This is a genomic window from Acidobacteriota bacterium (genome assembly GCA_003225175.1).
Classification (GTDB): Bacteria; Acidobacteriota; Terriglobia; order Terriglobales; family Acidobacteriaceae; genus Gp1-AA112.
The window spans coordinates 1-19,491 of sequence record QIBA01000064.1 but is presented as its reverse complement, the minus strand read 5'-3'; the positions used below and the strand labels follow the sequence as shown (position 1 = coordinate 19,491).

18 protein-coding genes are annotated in these 19,491 nt (G+C 56.7%); 4 read left to right on the top strand and 14 right to left on the bottom strand.

Annotated features, from left to right (window positions below):
* Window positions 1-40 precede the first annotated feature (40 nt).
* Complete coding sequence (locus tag DMG62_18755; protein ID PYY21379.1) at window positions 41-1,249, bottom strand: hypothetical protein; 1,209 nt, start codon at window positions 1,247-1,249, stop codon at window positions 41-43.
* 121 nt (window positions 1,250-1,370) lie between these two features.
* Here DMG62_18755 and DMG62_18750 point away from each other — a divergent pair, with 121 nt between their 5' ends.
* On the top strand, window positions 1,371-2,174 hold the full coding sequence (locus DMG62_18750; protein PYY21378.1) for a hypothetical protein: 804 nt from the start codon (window positions 1,371-1,373) through the stop codon (window positions 2,172-2,174).
* 33 nt (window positions 2,175-2,207) lie between these two features.
* Here DMG62_18750 and DMG62_18745 read toward each other — a convergent pair whose 3' ends face one another.
* Entirely contained in the window at window positions 2,208-2,477 is a 270-nt protein-coding gene (locus DMG62_18745; protein PYY21377.1) for a hypothetical protein, read from the bottom strand.
* A 277-nt stretch (window positions 2,478-2,754) separates the two neighbouring features.
* Between DMG62_18745 and DMG62_18740 the strand changes: the two genes are divergently transcribed.
* Window positions 2,755-3,186: an ester cyclase gene (locus tag DMG62_18740; GenBank protein PYY21376.1), complete on the top strand. Its 432-nt coding sequence runs from the start codon at window positions 2,755-2,757 to the stop codon at window positions 3,184-3,186.
* Window positions 3,187-3,200: 14 nt separating this feature from the next.
* On the opposite strand, the gene DMG62_18735 is transcribed toward DMG62_18740, so the two are convergent.
* The 9 genes from DMG62_18735 to DMG62_18695 form a co-directional block, all read right to left on the bottom strand.
* Window positions 3,201-5,672, bottom strand: coding sequence for a multidrug ABC transporter substrate-binding protein (locus DMG62_18735; GenBank protein ID PYY21375.1), 2,472 nt, complete (start codon window positions 5,670-5,672; stop codon window positions 3,201-3,203).
* A gap of 343 nt (window positions 5,673-6,015) precedes the next feature.
* Window positions 6,016-6,336 (bottom strand): hypothetical protein, encoded by a 321-nt coding sequence (locus tag DMG62_18730; protein PYY21374.1) that lies wholly within the window; start codon window positions 6,334-6,336, stop codon window positions 6,016-6,018.
* A gap of 129 nt (window positions 6,337-6,465) precedes the next feature.
* On the bottom strand, window positions 6,466-7,461 hold the full coding sequence (locus DMG62_18725) for a hypothetical protein (protein ID PYY21373.1): 996 nt from the start codon (window positions 7,459-7,461) through the stop codon (window positions 6,466-6,468).
* Between the two features lie 118 nt (window positions 7,462-7,579).
* Complete coding sequence (locus DMG62_18720) at window positions 7,580-8,056, bottom strand: hypothetical protein (protein PYY21372.1); 477 nt, start codon at window positions 8,054-8,056, stop codon at window positions 7,580-7,582.
* A 116-nt stretch (window positions 8,057-8,172) separates the two neighbouring features.
* The gene (locus tag DMG62_18715) at window positions 8,173-8,409 is read right to left on the bottom strand and encodes a hypothetical protein (protein ID PYY21371.1); all 237 of its coding nucleotides are present in this window, start codon (window positions 8,407-8,409) and stop codon (window positions 8,173-8,175) included.
* 32 nt (window positions 8,410-8,441) lie between these two features.
* Window positions 8,442-11,024: a prolyl oligopeptidase gene (locus tag DMG62_18710; protein ID PYY21370.1), complete on the bottom strand. Its 2,583-nt coding sequence runs from the start codon at window positions 11,022-11,024 to the stop codon at window positions 8,442-8,444.
* A 350-nt stretch (window positions 11,025-11,374) separates the two neighbouring features.
* Entirely contained in the window at window positions 11,375-13,978 is a 2,604-nt protein-coding gene (locus DMG62_18705) for an ABC transporter permease (GenBank protein PYY21369.1), read from the bottom strand.
* 1 nt (window position 13,979) lies between these two features.
* Window positions 13,980-14,336, bottom strand: a complete 357-nt coding sequence (locus tag DMG62_18700) for a PadR family transcriptional regulator (GenBank protein PYY21368.1) — start codon at window positions 14,334-14,336, stop codon at window positions 13,980-13,982.
* 241 nt (window positions 14,337-14,577) lie between these two features.
* Window positions 14,578-15,501 (bottom strand): hypothetical protein, encoded by a 924-nt coding sequence (locus DMG62_18695; protein ID PYY21367.1) that lies wholly within the window; start codon window positions 15,499-15,501, stop codon window positions 14,578-14,580.
* Window positions 15,502-15,568: 67 nt separating this feature from the next.
* Between DMG62_18695 and DMG62_18690 the strand changes: the two genes are divergently transcribed.
* Complete coding sequence (locus DMG62_18690) at window positions 15,569-16,060, top strand: hypothetical protein (GenBank protein ID PYY21366.1); 492 nt, start codon at window positions 15,569-15,571, stop codon at window positions 16,058-16,060.
* A gap of 150 nt (window positions 16,061-16,210) precedes the next feature.
* On the opposite strand, the gene DMG62_18685 is transcribed toward DMG62_18690, so the two are convergent.
* Window positions 16,211-16,531 carry a hypothetical protein gene (locus tag DMG62_18685; protein PYY21365.1) on the bottom strand — a complete coding sequence of 107 codons (321 nt, stop codon included), beginning with the start codon at window positions 16,529-16,531 and terminating at the stop codon, window positions 16,211-16,213.
* 337 nt (window positions 16,532-16,868) lie between these two features.
* Complete coding sequence (locus tag DMG62_18680) at window positions 16,869-17,138, bottom strand: hypothetical protein (protein PYY21364.1); 270 nt, start codon at window positions 17,136-17,138, stop codon at window positions 16,869-16,871.
* A gap of 94 nt (window positions 17,139-17,232) precedes the next feature.
* Here DMG62_18680 and DMG62_18675 point away from each other — a divergent pair, with 94 nt between their 5' ends.
* Window positions 17,233-18,630: a hypothetical protein gene (locus DMG62_18675; protein ID PYY21363.1), complete on the top strand. Its 1,398-nt coding sequence runs from the start codon at window positions 17,233-17,235 to the stop codon at window positions 18,628-18,630.
* 114 nt (window positions 18,631-18,744) lie between these two features.
* Here DMG62_18675 and DMG62_18670 read toward each other — a convergent pair.
* The coding region (locus DMG62_18670) for an ATP-dependent DNA ligase (protein PYY21362.1) at window positions 18,745-19,491 on the bottom strand (747 nt) is incomplete at its 5' end.

The following is a 19,491-nucleotide window of genomic DNA, read 5'->3' as shown; positions in this document are numbered from 1 at the left end:
TGGAAATTGTTTTTCATAGCTCCCGCCGTTACGGAATTGCTCATCGCACTCCAAGCTGCTTGAGTTTCTGCTCCGCGCTGTCCTTGATTGCGGTCTTTCGTTGCTGATCGTCAACAGTGTCTGAAGCTAACAATTGCAGAGCTTTTTTTGCATTCTCTTGTGCCGGTTGCTTCTGTCCGTCAGCAACATATGCATCACTGAGGCTGTCGTAAACGTTCGGAGATTTTGGAAATGCCTTCACGTTCAAGTTAAAAATCTCGATTGCACTCTTTACATCACCTGATTGCATGTGCTCATAGCCAATGAAATTGACTGTGGCCTCGTCGAACAGCATGGCATTGGGATCCTGCTTACGCGCCTCCGACAACCGCTGCTCGACTTTCGCGGCGCCGCTAGGCTGATCAATATCATCAAGAACGCGGATGTTCTCTGGCATTGTCACTGCTTCTTTCCGCGCCGGCGGCTTTCTTGCAGTCGAGGTCAATGTGGTTACGTACCAATCCACTATTTGCTTCGGCAGATCGGGATGTACTGGAAAGATGTCAGCACCATGTCCCCCAGTTGGATAACTCACCAGTTTCTTATTGGGATTAGCGGTGAGGCTGTAGATCCACTGGATGGCTGTGATGCTCGGCTTGAACTCGTCATCATCGGCATAGGCTAAAAACACCGGCACTGTTTGGTCATTGCGGAGAAAGTTGCGGCCGTTGAGATCGGTGTTTCCGGAGAGCAGCACGAGCGACTTCACCTCTGCGTGCCGTCGCGCTGTTTGAACCGAATTGTTGACGCCGCAGCTGGCGCCACCCACGCCGATCGTGTCTCGCTTCACCCCCGGCTGCGACTGCAGATATTGCAATGCAAGATCGATGTCGTTGGGCCATTTGGCTTGAAGCTCTTGTACTTGCTGCGGTGTGGCTTTGTCGAAACGCACACCGCCGCTTTCTCCAAAGCCGCGGTAATCCAACGTAAGGACATTGATTCCGGAAGTCGCCAGCTGCTGCGCCAGTCCGTCCCAAACCTTTCGTTGGCGGTTGCACTGATGCAAGAGCAAAACTCCGGGTCCGGGCTTGTCAGCGCCGAAGTATGTTGCTTTGAGCTTCGTACCGTCCTGCGCGGTGAGGTCAACAACGCGCTGCGCTGCGAATACTCGCGGGGCAACTACGGTTGCAAAGAATAAGGTCAGGAACAGAGTAAATAAAATCCGTTTGCGTCCCATGCGCGCACCTCCTGCGAAGCCAACATGATACATAGTTCAACCTTGCGGTATGGCAGCCTTGCTATTCGGCATTGCGGTCGTGAGCGACAAAGTCTTTGCGCTTCCTCAAAGTGTGATCCCCTAAATTCGCTTGTTCTCGTGCGAGGATAGAGAAATGCAAAATCCGCTTGCCACATTTGTGAGCTCATCGATATTACCGATTGTGCTGCTCGGTAACGTGTTTCCACAGCAAACGGCTGCGAAGAATTCTCCACCAGCTCCTGCGACCACGACGAAGAGGGCTACTGCGAAACGTACTCCGGCTCCGCCAGCCAAGCCTAAGCCGGTTGCTCTCAGCACGCAGCAGGACAAAATCAGCTATGCGATCGGTATGAGTATGGCGAAGAGTGTTCAGAGACAATCGCTGCAAGTGGAACCAGACATTGTCGCTAAAGGATTGAAAGATGTCCTCAGTGGGAACAAGCCGCTGCTCTCCGACGACGAAGCCATGGCTACCCTGACGACACTGCAAAATGGCATGCGCGCCAAACAGCAGGAGAAGGCGCAGCAGCTTGGGCTAGCCAATAAGAAAGAAGGAGAGGAATTCCTCGCTGCAAACAAGAGCAAAGAAGGCGTGGTCACGCTGCCGAGCGGCCTGCAATACAAGGTTCTAAAAGAGGGCACTGGACCCAAGCCATCCGCCACTGACTCCGTGGCCTGCAATTACCGCGGCACGCTGATCAATGGCACTGAATTTGACAGCTCCTATAAGCGCGGACAACCAGCAACCTTTGCCGTGAATGGAGTTATAAAAGGATGGACGGAGGCGCTTCAATTGATGCCAGTCGGATCAAAGTGGCAACTCTTTATTCCCGCGGATCTGGCATACGGCGAACGAGGCGCCGGCGCTGACATCGGACCCAACTCCACGCTCATCTTTGAAGTCGAGCTATTGTCGATCCAAGCTAAAGGAAAGTGATAGCGGCCTTTCGTCGTTTCTAGTGAAGCCGTCTTATGCCGCTTCCGACTCCTCATCCGGAATCGCGTAAAGGCGGATCTGAAAATCTTTGTCTTCGAGACGTGGAATTGCCTTTACCAGCTCAAAAGAGACGGAATGACCGCACTTCATGCAAGGAGGAAAGGTTTCCTTACTCAGAAGTGTGACTTCGTGGGGCTTCCGGTGAGCAGAATGGTAGACACGATAAATTCCGCTTTTAGGAATCGTGTCCCCAACCCTGAAAACCGGCTGCTCTGGACTGTCATATTGGTCGGCAGTCGTCATTACGTAAAGCTTACTGCTGGTACTGCACATAAGGACACATTCGGCCAGATACAACAATAGATGCCAATCCATTCAGACCGGTTGGCGTAAGAGTCTGCATTGCTTGCAATTTGTTGATTTTGCGCTAAGTGCGATTCGGCGCGAGCGACGAGATCCATTGTCATTGACCGTCCTTCGTGGGAAGCACATAATGTGAGCCCTCTCCGAGACCTCAGGCATCCCGGCGCCTTCCCAATAGCGCGGGACCAGTGCGATCGATGCAGCAAAAGGAGGAAATATGTCGGAGCAGAACAAAGCTCTTGTGCGGCGGATCATTGTAGAAATCGTTAACCAAGGCGATTTGGAGCTCGTCAACCAACTGATCTCTCTCGAATACGCTTACTTCGAGCCTACGGTGGGAGCCATGCGGGGCCGCGAGGGCTACAGAGGAATTGTCAGCACTTACCGAAACGCCTTTCCCGATTTAAAACTGACGATTGACGAGCAGATCGCGGAAACTGATACGGTGGTCACCCGTTGGAGAGGCGAAGGCACGCATCGTGGGGAACTGATGGGAGTAGCTCCGACCGGGAAGCGCGTCTCGGTACAGGGCGTCGTGATCAGCCGGATTAAAAACGGACAACTCGTTGATGACTTCGGATGCTACGACGTGCTCGGAATGCTGCGGCAACTCGGTGTCGCGCCGGCGCTGGCTAAAGCCGCAGCATAGGGCAATTCCGAGACTCACTCAGTACGCAACGCCTGGATCACGTCGACGCGAGCTGCGCGCATCGCGGGAATCATCGACGCCGTTACAGCGGCAACCAGCAGCACCAGCGCGGACCCGACTAGCGGCAGCGCTCCTGGCAACTTGACGCCGCCTATAAAGGAGCCGGCGAGCTTGGCTAGCCAGAACCCTCCCGCCAGACCGAGCGCAAGGCCGCCTGCGGCCATTACGGCGCCTTCAGTAATCACGCGCACAAGGAGATCCTGCGGCGCCGCGCCCACTGCCAGACGGATTCCAAATTCCCTTGTGCGGCCGCTGACTGAGAATGCGAGCACGCCAGCCACACCAACAATGGCGATCAGCAGTGCTACGCCGGCGAAGACGGTGGAGATGAGGACGTTGAGCCGCTCCGGAGAGAGCACCTCTGTACGGATGTCTTCCAGAGTCTGCGCGCGTTCGACGGGTTGATCGGCGGACAGATTGTGGATGATACGCGTAACCGGCTGAACCAGAGCGTACGGATCAGAGCGCACCTCGATCAGAAGACGTCCCGCCATAAATGCCTGCTCCTGACCCGCCGGATGATAGACCGACATGATCGGGCGGGGAACAAAATCTTCATTATCGAGATCCGGAACAATGCCGACGATGCGACGCGAAGCCAGCGTAAATCCGGGAGCGAACTTCAGGCCGGGATCGGTCCACGTTACATAGTGGTTTAGCGCGTTCCCATCTTGGAACATCTGGTCCGCCACGCTCTGGCTCACAATAGCGACGGGCTCGCTGTCGATGCGGTCCACATCGGTGAAGTCGCGTCCTGCAATCAGCGGTAGGCCGAGTGTCGCAAAGAATCCGGGTGAGACAGTCCGCAGGTTCGCGCGCGGATATTTCTGGTCTGCACCGGCAGGGTGGTTGTCGGTCAGGAATTCCAGGGAGAATTCGCCGAGATCGCGCCATGGAACAGTCGTGGTGAGAGCAACGTTCAAAACGCTCGGCAAGTCGCGGATCTGCCGCATCGCTTCGCGGTAATAGTCCATTACCTGAGCGGTCGTTTTTTCGTCGCGGATCACCGGCACGTTTACGGCGAGAATGTGGCGCGTCTCAAAAGCGGCGCGGACAGACTCGAGCGAGAGCAGAGTATTGACCGTCGCCGCGGATGCTGCCATGAGTACGAAGCACGCTGCCACTTGTACCAAAACGAAAACTTTCAGCCTGCTGTTGGTGGTGCCCGTAATTCGCAAGCTCCCGGCGGCCAGCCCGAGTCCCTGGGGAACCCGCGACGACGGCAGCCGCGGGACGAATGCCAGCAGGGTTGCGGCGAGAACAGCCAGTCCAGCACCCACCCAGAGCATGCTCGAATCAATGGTGAGATCGAGCGCGCGAACCGAGAACCGGGATGCGTATTGCGCAAGGACAGCCACGAGCGGCCTGGCTATGAAAATGCCCAGGGTCGCGCCTGCGACGCACAGCAGCAGGCTCTCGGCCAACAGAAGACGGCGCAAGTCGAGTGTGCTGGCTCCGAGCGCTGCGCGCATGGCGAGTTCATTTTCCCGGCGCACAGTGCGCGCCAGAATCAGATTCGCGACATTCGAACAGGCGATGATGAAGACCAGCACCGATGCGGCCATGAGCACAAGCAATATGGTCCGTGCTCCGGAAGTAAGCTGGTCGCGCAATCGCGTCGCGCTGATCTGAAAGTCCCGCCTGGATGGATAAGCTTCCGGATGCTCCCGCTTCATGCTCTTGTACACGGAATCCAGCTCTGCGCGAGCTTCGTCCAAAGTGGCACCCGGTTTCAGGCGCCCAAACAGTTCAGTCATGCGATGGATTCGCCCGGTGACCATCGTCGCCGAAAGATGATGAGCGCTGGTGACGATGTTGCCAATGATCTCGGTGTCCTGCGGATAAGGAACACACGGCTCCAAAACGCCGACGACCGTAGCGTTGCGCGAATCAATGAATGAGCTCAGCCGGACGGTTTTCCCGATTACGGAAGAATCACGATTCAGGGTTGTGGACCAGAAACGATGCGTCAGTACGACAGCGCCGGCGGCGTTCGGTCCATCGTCGCTCGTGTCCAGCAGCCGGCCCAGAATCGGACGTAATCCCATCGCCTGAAAATACGAGCCTCCAACTACGCCGGCCCGAACTGTGCGTGGCTCTCCAAGTCCGACCAGAGTAAATCCGATGGTGGAGAAGTCGCCGAAGGAGTGCAGCGTCTTCACACGCGAAGTCAAGTCATCGATTTCCGGAACCGAGAACCAGGCGTTTTTTCCGTCCACGCTTTGCCGGATGTAAATGAGGCGGCTTTCGTCGCGGTTAACCAGGGGTCTTAGCAGTACGCCGCGCAGCAGAGTAAACATTGCGGCGTTAGCCCCGATTCCAAGTGCCAGGGTCAGAATCACCGAGAGCGTCAGACCCTTGGCACGGCTCAGCGACCGCGCAGCCAACTTCAGATCTCGGAAGAAGCTCGCGACGCTCTGAACCATGGCAATTCTCCTTGGAACATTTCAGGCAAATCGCCGACCGCTGCTATGGAGTTGGAAATAAAGATGATTAGGTAGCATTTGATGGTAGCGCGTGTTCGCTTCCGGAACTCTCGCGTTCAGAACCGGACGTATCCCACGCCGGGGATTCGCGTGAAGCTCGCCTTCGCCCCTCCCATTTGCGCGTCGCGCTTAGTGTGTTCGCCAAGATCATCTTCGACCGACGTCAGGTCGCAACACGAGCGCCCGCCGACAGAGTTGTGAACGCTGGACAGGGACGGTAACGCGCGTTCTTCTTCTACTCACGAGTACCTGAAGAAGGTTATCCGAACGGCTGGAAAATCCTCTAGTGCCGGCCGTGTTCGTGCTCACGATGCTCGGCTTGCTCGTGCCGCCAGTGCCAATACTGTTTCTGTTGGTCGCGGTTTAGTTTTTGCAAGTCGCGATACTGGCGGTGATTGTCGACGTAGTACCGGTTGTAGTAAGCCTGTTCGCCGGGATTCCAGTAGTGATAGTCGTTGTAATAAGGATCATAGTAGCGGTTGTTGGCCGAATCGTAATACCGGTATCCATATCCCCGATTCTCCGCACATCCGGCAGTTACTACGGGAAGCGCAAATACGGCGAGCAGAAGGAATGATCTGAGATTCTGGCTCAGGCGTTTCATAGGGTTTATTCCATGGGAACTAATATGTTAGATGCTCTGATTGCCGCACATGTTCTCCCTCATCGGGAGCTCGGAAAGAGACGCTGCTCTCATCAATTGGAGAGCAGCTCTGCTGGCTATGAGGTTCGGTTAGGCCCGCGCCCTTTGTGGCTTTTTCTTGGCGACAGCAGCGATGTTCTGAGCTTGCTTCTTCGCAGTCTTAGCTTTTGACTCCTTAGATTCAATCTGAGCAAGACTCAGTCGAATCCTCTCCATCAGGTCTGGAATGTTCCTCACAGGTTCTCGGAGCGGGGCGGGTGTCTCAGGCTCGACTTGGCTCAACTGTGCTTCGATGATCTTTTGTATGCGTTCCTGATAGAGATCTTTGAACTGATCAGGCTCGAATGCTCCCGAATAACCTTGCATCAGGGCAACAGCCATCGACAATTCTTTTTCGCTGAACTTGTTTTCCAGCGCCAGATGCGGTGCGGGTCGCACTTCATTGGCATAGAACATGGTGTGCGCAACCAAACAGTCCTTCGCAGGCCGCAGGATCAGCATGTGTTCGCGGCGATGCATCCCAATTCGGGCAATTCCGAAGCACTCCTCTCGGCGCATCGCTTCGAGCAGCAGGCCGTACACCTTTTCGGCGCCGGGATCAGCAGCAACGTAATACGAACGCTCGAAGTAGATCGGGTCTACGTCTCTTCCCTTCACGAAGTGGAAGAGTTCAATCGTGTCGGAGGTCTCAACCTCTGCTGCCTTAATCTCCTGCGGATCAATGGCGGCGAATTCGTTCGGCGCGAACTCATATCCCTTGAACAGTTCGTCTGGCCGGATCTCCTCGCCAGTCGCTTCGGATTGCAGGACCTGTCGAACAGGGGCGTATTCATGCGAAGTGGTCTCGCCAGAAGCGAGCCGATAGTCACTTCCGTCGCTTGCGCGTTCATCTCTGTCATCCATGTAGGAACTTTCGTCGTCCGCTTCGCTCGCGAATGAAGGAAACGATGCAGTTGGTAAGAACGGCTTTGCCGGCTTGCGATGAAGACGCCGAAACCTTGTCGTTTTAGTCCGAGCCGCTACCAAAAGACGAACGGGCATTACCACAAGTCCGAAATGAAGATGTCCACTCCAAACTGCAGACACGTCAATCTCCTTCTGTTTGGGATGCAGGGATGGGGAATTGCAGGGCTGCTGGATGGCGTCGTTCCACTGAAGCTCTACATTTCTTCAGACAGCAGCTTGCCCTGCGGCTTCTTCATTTTCATGGCAGAGGGGCTGAAACATGCTCGTGAATAATCAGCCAGTTCTCTCCGCTTCGCGACCACACAACTGTCCAACGCCACGTGCCTTTTTGCTCCGATCCATTCTTTGGAACCAGGTCAGTGTCGATGGTCGAGGTTGCCCAAGTATAGTTGCCCAGGCGATGAACACGGGCATCAGCATTGACTCTGAACTTGGCAGATTGGAAATTAGCCAGCACTTTCTTTACGCCTTCGTTGTATTGCGCCCAGCCGTCATACTTCACCGGCGTCACATCGAAGAAGACGCAATCGGCTCCTTTGGCATAAAAGGGAGCCGCATTTGCCGGATCGCCTGAACCCCATGCGTCCCAGATACGCTGCATGAGCGCCTTGAAGTTCGCTTCCGAAGATGCCGACTTTGCAGCTTGAGAGTGGCCGACTTGAGCGGCTGACAAGATGACAGCAAGAACGACGAGAATTGGGCGGCTTCGTCTCATCTCTTCACTCCTGTTCGTTTGATGTTCCAGTGTTCAGCATGCGCCGGAGCGCAGTGTAATTGCGGAGCGGTACGATATCAGCTTCCTGAGTCACAGTACGCCGACTTTGGTCAGGCTCAGGCCGATCTGGTTTGCCGAAAAGAGACAAGCTCCCATTCCCCATTCGGAACCGATGTCTGATGACGAAGAATGTATAGGTTGCCATCATCGGCTCGCAGTTTGAAGAACTGGTGCTCAGGGCCGTACCACTGATCGACGACTTCCTCGACCAGATATTCGCGATCGCGTAGTTGGAAGCGGACCGGCTTCTCGTCCGCTTTGCGACCTGAGTAACACTGGACCTGCATCTTCATTTGCCTGCAACTTCTACTTGGACAGAATCTACTTAGTTTATGCTCGTCGAGCCAGTCTCCGCAGCCGCGTTCTTGACGTACTTGTCAAACCAGTTCAGCATCTCCCACTGGACATGCTCGACCGACTCGAGGCCAACATAGCCGTGAGCTTCATACGGCAGCGTCACGTAGCGCACGGTTGCGCCGTTGCCTTTTAGCGCCTGGTACATGCGCTCGCTCTGAATTGGGAATGTGCCGGGATTATCGTCGGCTTGACCATGAATCAGCAGAATCGGATTCCTGATCTTGTCAGCGAAGGCGAATGGCGAAACCTTCATGTACATCTCGGGCGCCTCCCAGAAAGTGCGCCGCTCACTCTGGAACCCAAAGGGCGTGAGCGTGCGATTGTAGGCGCCACTGCGAGCCACGCCGGCGCGGAAGAGGTCTGAATGCGCGAGCAGATTCGCGGTCATAAAGGCGCCGTAGCTATGACCGCCAAGTCCCACGCGTTTGGGATCGGTAACTCCCATTTCGGTCGCCTTCTGGATCGCCGCCTTTGCGCTGGCAACGATTTGCTGGACGTAAGTATCGTTCATCGTCTCCGGATCACCGACTACAGGCATCGTAGCGTTATCAAGAACGGCGTATCCCTGCGTGACCAGGAACAGCTCTGAGATTCCGCCAATCGTTACGAACCGATATTGCGAACCGGAGACCTGGCTGGCGGTGGCAGCGTCGGAATATTCCAGCGGGTACGCCCAAACAATGGTCGGCAGCCGCTCGCCTTCCTTATAGCTGGCGGGCAGGTAGAGCTCGAAGGAAAGCTGGACGCCGTCGTCGCGCTTGTAGGTGACCAGTTGTTTCCTGATTCCCCGAAGCCCAGGCGCTGGATCGGGAAAATGCGTCATCGCGATCTTCTGATCGGAATTCTGTTGGCTGCGGATGTAAAGGTTCGGAGGATCGTCGGGAGTTTCAAAACGGGTAATGAAGCGCGAACCATCGTCGCTGAGTATTGCAACGAAGTTTTCGTAGGTCTTGTCGGCAGCACGGAACAGCCGCGCTGACTGCTGGCTGGTCAGATCAAAGCGATCGAGGAAGGGGAAGTCGCCCTTCGGCGATGCTCCATCGCCTTCGAGGAATATGTAATTGTCGTGCTGCAAAATCACGCGCTGTCCGTTGGGCAGCATGCGCAGCACAGGGTTACCGGGATCGCCATAGCGGTCGCGAATCGAGCGTTCCCACACCAGCTTCGCTTGCTGTCCCGGCTGATCGAGATGGATTTCGAAGGTGCGGATCCAGCGCCGGTCGCGATCGTAGTCATGCACGAAAGCCCAGTCACCCGTCTCGCCGAAGACGATCGGACGGGAACGAAATCCGCCGCCCTGGTAACGGTATTGCAACTTGACCAGCTCAACCGGCTCACCATGGAAAGGCGCAGCCAGAATAAACACACGATCGCGGAACGCTGCCTTCTTCTTTGGATTGCCATCATCGAGCGCCTCGGCCCATAACAGCGTAGCCGGCTTGGTTGCGACCCAAGTCCAATCGCGCGGGCCAGTGAGTACGCCTTCGATGGGAACCTGCTCTTCCGTCGGCAGGCTGGCGATCTTGTGTTCAAGAGTTCCCGTTTTGCTCCATACCTCAACCTCCTTGGCAAATCCAAACACCGGCAGCAGGTAGCTATAGGGACGCACGACGCGAGCGACCAAAATGTGCTCTGCGTCAGGGGAAGGCTCAACGGTGTCGAAGATAGCCGGCGTCCCGATATTCGTAACCTTGCCGGTCTGGGTATCTACAGTCGCGAGCTGCGAGGTGACGTAGTAGTCGAACAACCCCTCATCGTGCGGGCTCTGCAGCAGGTCTTCGAAGGTGCGCACAGGTCCAGGTTTACCGGAGCTCTCCTGCAAGTTAGGGCCAGTGGGAACGGCAATGGCTTTGGGCGCATTGCCGCGCAGCGCCGGGACGAGCTGGACGAGTAGGGAACGGCTGCCGGTGCTCCACTGTACTGGCGTGCCATACGTCGAGTTGATTTTCAAATTGGGAAAGCGGTGAGCCGCTCCGGTAGCGGCATCAGCGATCCACAGTTCTGTCGCGTTCTGCGTCGTGTTGGTGAAGACGACGTGCTTGCCATCAGGCGCCCACTCCGGAACGCTCAGCCAAGCATTCGACGGCGTCTCGATTTTGGTTTGCTTGCCGCTGGCAATGTCGACCAGGCGCAGACCAACATGATGCGCCGGATGGTGACGTCCATTGGTGGCAGGGTTGATCCGCAGTCCACCAATGCGGAGCATGGGCTGGGCAAGATCGGAGACTGGCGGGTGCCGAAGACTGTCGATAACCAGTACGCGGTCATGGGTTGGGCTAACGATGGTCGTAGGCGGCGCGGGCGACTCGAGTACATCGGCAATAACCTTCGGCGGCTTCTGGTAATGGAAGCTCGTGGGTTGAGTACGCTGGGGAACGTCGGCAGCGAAGGCAGCAACGCAAAGACAGCTAAGCAGGACAGAGAGGTCGCGCAAAAAGGATGAGTGTCGAGTCATGGCAGCTCCGGCTGGATGAAATCTGAACGGAAGAGGATAGCACCGAGTAACAGATGATTCGCTGTGGCGCTGGACGAAGTAGCGGCTGCTGAACATGGGTGGGGATTGTGTGCCTGGCGCATTGGGCAAAGCAAAACAAAAGATCCTTCGACTCCGGCGTCCCCCGCGCCCGCCCCATCGAGCGCAACCGCAGCGCTCGGCGGGGTCCCCGGAAACGCGCGGGTCCCTCCTGCGCTCAGGATGCTCGGATTTGTTGGTGCTTTGGAAGTGTTGGAACGCGCTGCTTTGGAAAATTGTGGGCGGTTAGTCGGCTATTCAGAAATGGGAATTTTATGATGCAAGTTCCGAGTTGCCCCTCACTCACCAACGACTTACGAAATTCTCAGGACTGGCGAGCGCTAGCGCAACGTCATGCCGTCCCGTTTGCTTGTCGACGTCCCGCGACATCACTCGCTGCGTAGAACCGTCGCTGGTTGTACGCGCGAGGCGCGCCACGCCGGTAGCAGGCACGCCGTAGTTGCAACCGTGAACAGGAGTCCGATGACACCGGCGAACACGGCAGGGTCGAGCGGCTTCGTGGCATACAAGCTGGAGCGGATCAGTTGCGCGGCGGCGATGGCGAGGAGCGAGCCTGCTACAGCCCCGCCAATGGCGGGAGGAAGCCCGTCCAGGAGCATCAGATGCAGGACGTGTTCTCGTTGCGCCCCGAGTGCCAGCCGGATACCGATCTCCGTGCGTCGCTGCGTCGCCAAGTATGCGAGCACGCCGAACAGACCCACCGCAGCCAGCAACAGCGATATGCCCGCCAAGGCAGCCAGCAACGTCGCTTCGAAATTTGCGTCGAGCGATGATTTGTTGATGATCTGATTCATCGTGAGCACGTCGGAGACGGCGAGTTCGCGATCCATCTGCTCGATGACCTTCTGAATGGGAAGGGCGAGGCTCTCGGGATCGCGTGCGGCGCGGAGGACGAGGGCGGCGCCCGTCTCTGTGCCTGCGTCGATCGGGAAATACATCGTCGGCTCCGGCGGCTCCGCCAGTTCGTATCGGGTATCGCCCACGACGCCGACTACCTCGTAGCTATGATGACTCAGGGTGATGAGGTGCTTGCCGATCGGGTCCTCATTTGGAAAATACTTCCGCACGAACCCAGCGCTGACGATGACTTCGTTCGCGCCGTCGAGACGCTGATCGGAACCGAAGGTGCGCCCGCGGAGGAGCGGGATGCCTATCGACGCGAAATAGCCGGGATCAGCCGAGCGGACGATCGCTTCTTGCGTCTGCCCCTGCGGCAACGGCGGATGCTCGGCGATGCTCACGCCGCCGTCACCGAAGTATCCTTTGCCTGGAACCGCGAGGACGAGGGAGGCCGCCTCCACTCCCGGCAGTGCACTCACACGCACGAGCAGATCGTCGAAGAATGCTACCCGCTGCGCCGGCTTGCTGTACTGCACTTTCGGAAGAGTGAAACGCATGGTGAGGATATTGTCGGTCGCGCAGCCCAGGTCATTTGAGCGCAGCCGCATGTAGCTCTTGAGCAGCAAGCCGGCGCTGACGAGCAGAACAACGGTGAACGCAACTTCGGCGCCCACGAGTACTTTGCGCACACCGGTACGCGAAGAGCCCGAGGTGGAACCCCGCGACGACTCTTGCAGCGCCGCGACCAGGTTCCCGGAACGGCTTGCCAGCATTGGGATGAGTCCGGCGAACAGAGCGCAAATCAACACGAGTCCCGCGACGGTTGCGACCACGACGCCATCAATGCGGATCGACTCCACGCGCACCATGTCGGTCCGCGTAATAATGAACCAGCGGAGGGCCGCGTAGGCAAGAGCGAGGCCGGCTGCTCCTCCGACGGAAAAGAGTACGAACGTTTCGATGAGCTGCTCACGAATTAGCCGGAAGCGACCGCCACCGAGCGCTCTCCGGATGGCAATTTCGCGTCGTCGTGCCGCCGAGCGGGCGGTCAGCAGGTTGGCCACGTTGAGGCACGCGATCAGCAGCATGCATCCGGTGGCAGCCAGCAACATGTACAACGCGGGCCTAATGTCGCCGACCAGATAGTCGATGAGCGGACGGATGGCTGCTCCGCTACTGACAAATGGGTTGTCGAGATCGGCGTCGTGGATCTGGCGCACGATCGCCGAAACTTCTTGTGCCGCCTGCTCACGTGTGACGCCGGGCTTCAGCCTCCCGATCACCCTGAAGCCGTGGTTGTCGATCGCGGCCATCTCCTCGGGTTTTTTCTCGTGGTAGACGGGAAGAAAGATCTGCACTTTCTGTTCGGCAAAGGCGAACCAACGCGGCATCACGCCGATGACGGTGTAGGGTTTGGCATCTAGATTGATTTTGCGGCCGACCACGGATGGGTCACCGCCGAAGCGGCGTTTCCAAAGCGACCAACTGAGGATGACTGTGCTGTTGGCGGAAGGCTGGTCGTCCTCCGCCGTGAAGGAGCGTCCGATGCTGGGCTGGACACCGAGCGTGTTGAAAAGATCCCAGGAACAGATGGTTGCACGAACCTGTTCGGGCAGCGTGCCGCCGTCGGAGAGATTGTACGGCGGCCAATCCTTAAACAGCGCGAGGCTGGAGAATGACTTGCTTTGGCGTTTCCATTCGCGGTAAATGCCCGGCGCGGGCCCGTTCCAGGGGAAGCGCTTGCTACTTTCGTACAGCCGAACAAGTTGCTCCGGGCGATCGAACGGCAGAGGTTTCAGGAGAACCGACCAGACGACGGTGAACAGCGAGATAGTCGCCCCCATGCCAACGGCGATCACCAGCATCGCCACCGCTGAAAATCCCGGCTGCCGCGCGAGCGTGCGGATGCTGATTTTTAGATCGCGAAGAACAGTTTCGAGCCTGTCCCAACTCCAGACCTCGCGAGTTTGCTCGCTAATCACACTGGGATTGCCGAAGGCGCGCAGGGCGGCATAGCGGGCCTCTTCTGGCGCAATGCCGTGTTCCCGCTGCTCTTCTTCTTCCAGTTGAAGGTCCGATTGCAGTTCCCGTTCCAAATCGGCATCGCGTTTCCCGATCTGCCACCATTTCATCTCAGCTCTCCTCAGCTGTGGGCCACATCACCCGCGCCACAGCTTCTGCCATCTGCTTCCATTGAGATTCTTCGACGACAAGCTGTTTTCTTCCCTTATCCGTAAGGCGGTAGTACTTGAATTCCCGATTCCGATCTGGAGCCATCTCCCATTTCGAAGCGACCCATCCCCTTCGCTCCAGCCGGTGCAGCGCGGGGTAAAGCGAGCCGTGCTGCATCTGGAGAAAATCATTCGTAGTGCGCTGAATATGCTTGCCGATCTGGTGGCCGTGAGCAGGACCATAAAGAAGAGTTCGCAAGATCAACATGTCAAGGGTGCCTTGAAGGAGGTTCGCGCGTTCCGGTGTCTCTTTGGCCATAGAAGACATTCGACCATCAATTGGACAGAATGGTAGACACTCGACCACCAGCAGTCAACACGTGAATTGAAAATTTAAGGATGGAAGGGAAATTCAGAACGGTCCACTCACGGACCGCACCAGCTACTTAGGTACTCATAAGGTCGCCCTTGTGACGGCACACTCTGGCAGTTCGTGGATGGTCGGCAACCCGGTAGTTATGCGCCGCAGCCTGCCATATACGTACTGAAAAGTCGGCTTGTCACTGAGCCGTCACAGCCCTACTACTTCCGGGCAAGGATTTTCCTCCGTTCAGCGGCGATAGTGAGCCGGTGGTGGGATCGAATTGAAAGGCACTCATGCCTGCGTCACTGCTGACGAAGAGGTAGATTCCATTTTGGGAGAATGCCAAACGATTGGGCGGACCTGCAGTGTTCACTGGAGTTTCCGTCAGCGTCATTTGTCCCGCTGAGTTCACCGCAAATATCGATACTGTGTTCGAATCGTGGTTTGCTACGGCAACCCATGGGCCGCTAATCGCGATGCCCATAGTGTTCTGCCCACCAGACGACACTCTCTTTGGGGCTGTAGCATCGTTGCTCGCAATCGGATTGATTTCCACCTGACTCCCATCGCTGGCCACGACATATGTATTGTCGGAGGTGATGCCCAAGAAGGGAAACCCGATCCCACTCTGGCTGGACATCGGAATGGTTTTACCCGATGAGTCCAGCGATCCATCGGCATGACGCACGAAGCAATGGATGGCCTCAACCGCCCTGGGCCCATTGAAGCGAGCGCACAAATGTGATCCATTGGGCGAGACTACTGGAAACGCCATTCCTCCGGGCGCTGGATTTGAAAACGGAGAGCCCGGCAAAGGGGTCAAAGCTCCAGAGCTGCGATCCACTTTATATTCGGCGATTCCGGGACCTTCGCCAACATAGAGACTAGCTCCTGAAGGATCGAAGCCAATCGTCGGACCGTCCACTTTCATCGAGCTGAGACTGATCAGGGCACCATTGCCGTCGGCCTTGAACGCCGATAACTGATATCCACCGGTGTTCGGCACGGACCAGTCCACATACAGCAGACCACCGCTGATCGCCATGTCTTGCACAGGGCCGCCGAGCGCATAAGGGGATCCCGAAGTGGAACTCGCGTTGCCACTGCCGTCCACGCGCACACCATCGAAGTCGTTATTTGAGCCGGCGACATAAGCAATAGCTGCGGTAGCGCTGCTGCCTCCCCCCGTGGTGCCGCCGGACGATCCGGATCCCGAGCCAGAGCTGCTGCCTCCCCCGCCCGAACCGGATCCTGAGCTGCCTCCGTTGCCGCCTGGTGCTGGGCTATTGCTGTTGCTGGACGACGTATTGTTGTTGGAAGTACTTCCGCATGCGCCTAAGAATACGCACGCACAGAGGACGAGCAGCGTAAACACACGCTTCATGTTCACACTTCCTAAAGAGCAGATTGGCTGCTGGCTGAGATGTGCCGGAAAATGCAGGGGTGGCTATATTGGATTAAAAATGCAGAGTCTCTGGGAGACGCTGACTAAGTTCAGCAGGATGGTATTGTTCCGCTTCCAGGCGCACTCGATGGGTGCCTTCTTCTATGGCTTCCGCCGACCATGCCCAGCTGTCACTTTGGTATCTCTTATCCTTTTTGGCAGTGGCAACTCTTGCCTGCTTTGTTCCCGCGCATCGAGCATCGCGCGTCGATCCAGCGCTTGCTCTCCGGAATGATTAAGGGCCGGTGCCCGCCTCTTCCTGTTTCGGGTTTTAGTATCAGACTCCCAGACAGTGGGACTAGACAAACACCGCGCGAGAGTAGGGCACCCTCACTGTCTGAATCCGAGTCCAGAACCAAAAAGGGAAGGCTGGGTCACCTGTCGATTACCTGGATACCCGACCTGGGTTGTCACGGCTCTGCCCGACTCGCTTTCGAATCATCCGAGCTAAGCGCATGGACTCATCAACGCTTTTGTCGGTGTCCCAATCGTTCTCAACGATCCTCTGTTTCAGACTTCTAACCGCGCCTGGCAAAAATCGTTCTAAAGCCCGCGACGGCAGATCGCATAAAAGAATGTTCCTCCGCGGATCATTGGAGCCGGACCCTTGTGGGAGCGGGGCCTCCATCCTGAGTTCACCAGTCAGGTGATCAACCGTAGCATTCTTGAGAAGCGCTCTGCCGAGCGATATGAATTCGCCATCCACCTCGCAGCCGAAGAACGGCCTGTTCTCAATGACGCGAAATGTACCGTCGTAGCGTATTCAGCCTTCACCTTCGCCCATCGTGGAGTTGTCTGTAGCTACGTATTATGCTTTTCTTGCTGATCCGCGGATAGATGTGACGATAGAAGAAGCTTCTGCTGGGAAGAAGGATCGAAAGCGCCATTATCAAGACGCCGTATGCGCAAAAATGGGAAGGAAAGAAAGTGTCCCCACGGCCATCCCTCCAGGAGACGTTTCGCCTGACCGCTTCCAGTCCGCCTAAGAAAACGACGAGACCTAGGAGGAATGCACCCAAACGCTCCTTCCAGTTCACGAGACCTCACTTCTTCTTTGCCTTCACCTTTGCCCATCGCTTCCGCTGAGCCGCCGCAATCCGTGCCCGCGCCTCGGGACTCATTCGCCGCCGCCCTTGTCGAGCGCCACTTACCGCCGCAGGTCGCCCGACAGCGCCTCTTGAACCGCCCTCAAGAACTCCAATCGCGCGACTCAACCGCTCGCGCTCCTCTTTCAATGCATTCAGAATCTCATTCGTATCCATAAATTCCGCACATTGTACACGTCCCACGATCGCGCGATGTCGGCCAGACATCCTCGCCTTACCTGAATGCATCTTCTCGCGGGGCTTTCTATCTCTAGCAGTTCTTCTCCAGCCCGATCTCACTCATCAGAAAGGATCGTCCCCTATGAATCTTGTGAAAGTGCGCGGCGCGGCGCCACTTGTGATGGCATTGCTTCTTCTCTGCGTTTTCTCAACAGCCTTCGCCGGAACAGCATTCGGACCGCCAATCCAGGTCACGCCATATCCTGGCAAAGGATATGAGCCTGCCGTGTACGTCGACCAATTCGGAAACATTTTCGCTACCGCCCATAAGGAAAACTGGCAACTGGTCCTCGGACCTGATCCCAACGCTCCAACCTACACGCGTAGCATGTCTTGGGATTGGGTCTCTACCGACGGTGGTCTGACCTTCCATGATCTGCCCGGACTCACTCCGCTATCGCTTGAACAGCATGAATTCGGCGATGAAGGGGATATGGCCCTTGACGATGATTACCATCTCTATTTTGTTGATACGAACGTTACGGATAACACCATCACCCGATGGACCGCAACCGGTCCGGGAAACATTCGATTCGATTTAACCCGACCGCTCGTTCCCTCGTTCCAGCCGGTCGATGATCGTCCATGGGTTACAGCTCACGGCATCGGACACGTGTTTTATTTCGGGAATGAAGGCGACAAGGTCACCTATCCCCTGGGGCAGGGAACGGGTAGCGGCTTCGGACCTGGCCGTTATACGGTATACAAGTCTTACGATGGAGCCGAGACATTCGACAGTTTCGGATACACGTTGAATGATTCCGGCTGGTGCCGCCCCGCTGCCGATCACATTCCTAATTCCCTCTACGTGTATGCAGTCTGCAACAACGATGGCGGAGCCAACGATCTGACCACGGGGCCCGATGCGACCGGCAATATCTATGCGTACGTTTCAGCCGATGATGGCAAGAGCTTTAGCCGTTACCAGATCGATCACTACAAGGCACTCGATAGCAGCAATAGTTGGCCAACAGTGAACGTCGCGCCTGACGGCTCGATTTGGGCGCTGTATGTCGATGCAGGTACGCTGCAATGTTCCACCGATCCGGTCAACGGCACCGTTTGCAATCCTGTGAACAACATACTGAAGCTCTACCATTCGACAAACCACGGAGTCACCTGGACAGTGAGCGACATCACGCCCATGTACGGTCGCTATCGCTATGGTTCGCTCTCCATTTCGCCAAACGGTAAACGGCTCGGAGTGGGCATCTACTATCGCCCGAACAATACCTCGCCTTGGTTTGTCTACGGTGCCATCTGGACTCCGGGCGCGAAGCCTGCGTTAACCTCGATCGATCCCACGAATCCCGTGGCATCAGCGACGAGTGAAGCGCCAGGGGATCTCATGGGAAGCTGGTTCAATCCTGACGGAACCCTCAATGTGATCTGGACGCGAAGCGATCCGGCTACCGCAGGGCTAGTGCGGATTAGCCGCGACATCTATTTCGCTCGTTCAGCCGCATCTTCACAGAAGTAACTAAGCGAAACAAAAAGGCGCGTAACCACGCGCCTTTTCCAATCAAAATCCCGCAAAACTTGAGTCCCAAACCTCACGCAAAACTCGTGACCGCAGGCCCCGACTTTTGCGGTCCTAGTCTACCAATCTCCTGAACTCCGGATGGCGCAATCTGCCGCCCTTTGTCCGCTCCACGAATTCCACTTCGCATCTCCGTTCGGGTTTCACCCAAACGCATTCCCGCATCTTCTCGGCGGCCAGCGCATGCGGGCTCTTGCGGTTCTCGGGCAGATTCGAAAAAGGACACTTCTTCGTTCGTAATCCTTTGATCGCCTCAAAAACCTCTGCGCGCGTGTGCGGCACGAACCCCGCAATAAGCCGCTTGATGAAGACAAGATCCTCCCCTCGCTCTTCGCCGATGAGTAGCTCCGAGAAATTCTGTCCGCCGGGGATGTAGCCGCCTATGACGAACTCATCTTCCTGATTGAAGCGGTGCTTCCGCCAGGCATCCGATTCCTTTCCGGGAATGTAGATCGAATCCGCACGCTTCGCCACAATTCCTTCCAGGCGCAGCTTGCGCACCTGCTCGGTGAAAGCAGCAAGAGAAACGTGAAACTCAAGATTCAGCCGCAGCGGATCAGAAAAGAGTGAGGCCAGTTTGTCGAGTTCCTCTCGCCGCGCAGACAGAGGCCGGTCCAGGAGATCCCGGCCATTCAGATGCAGCACGTCAAAAATGAAATAGACGATCGGGCGCTTGGTGAGACGGGCGTTCTGCAATTCTTGGAAGCTGGGCCTGCCCGATTCATCCAGCGCAACCACCTCGCCGTCGAACACGGCTGAACTTAGCTTCAGCCATTTGAGAGCTTCCGCAATGTGCGGGTA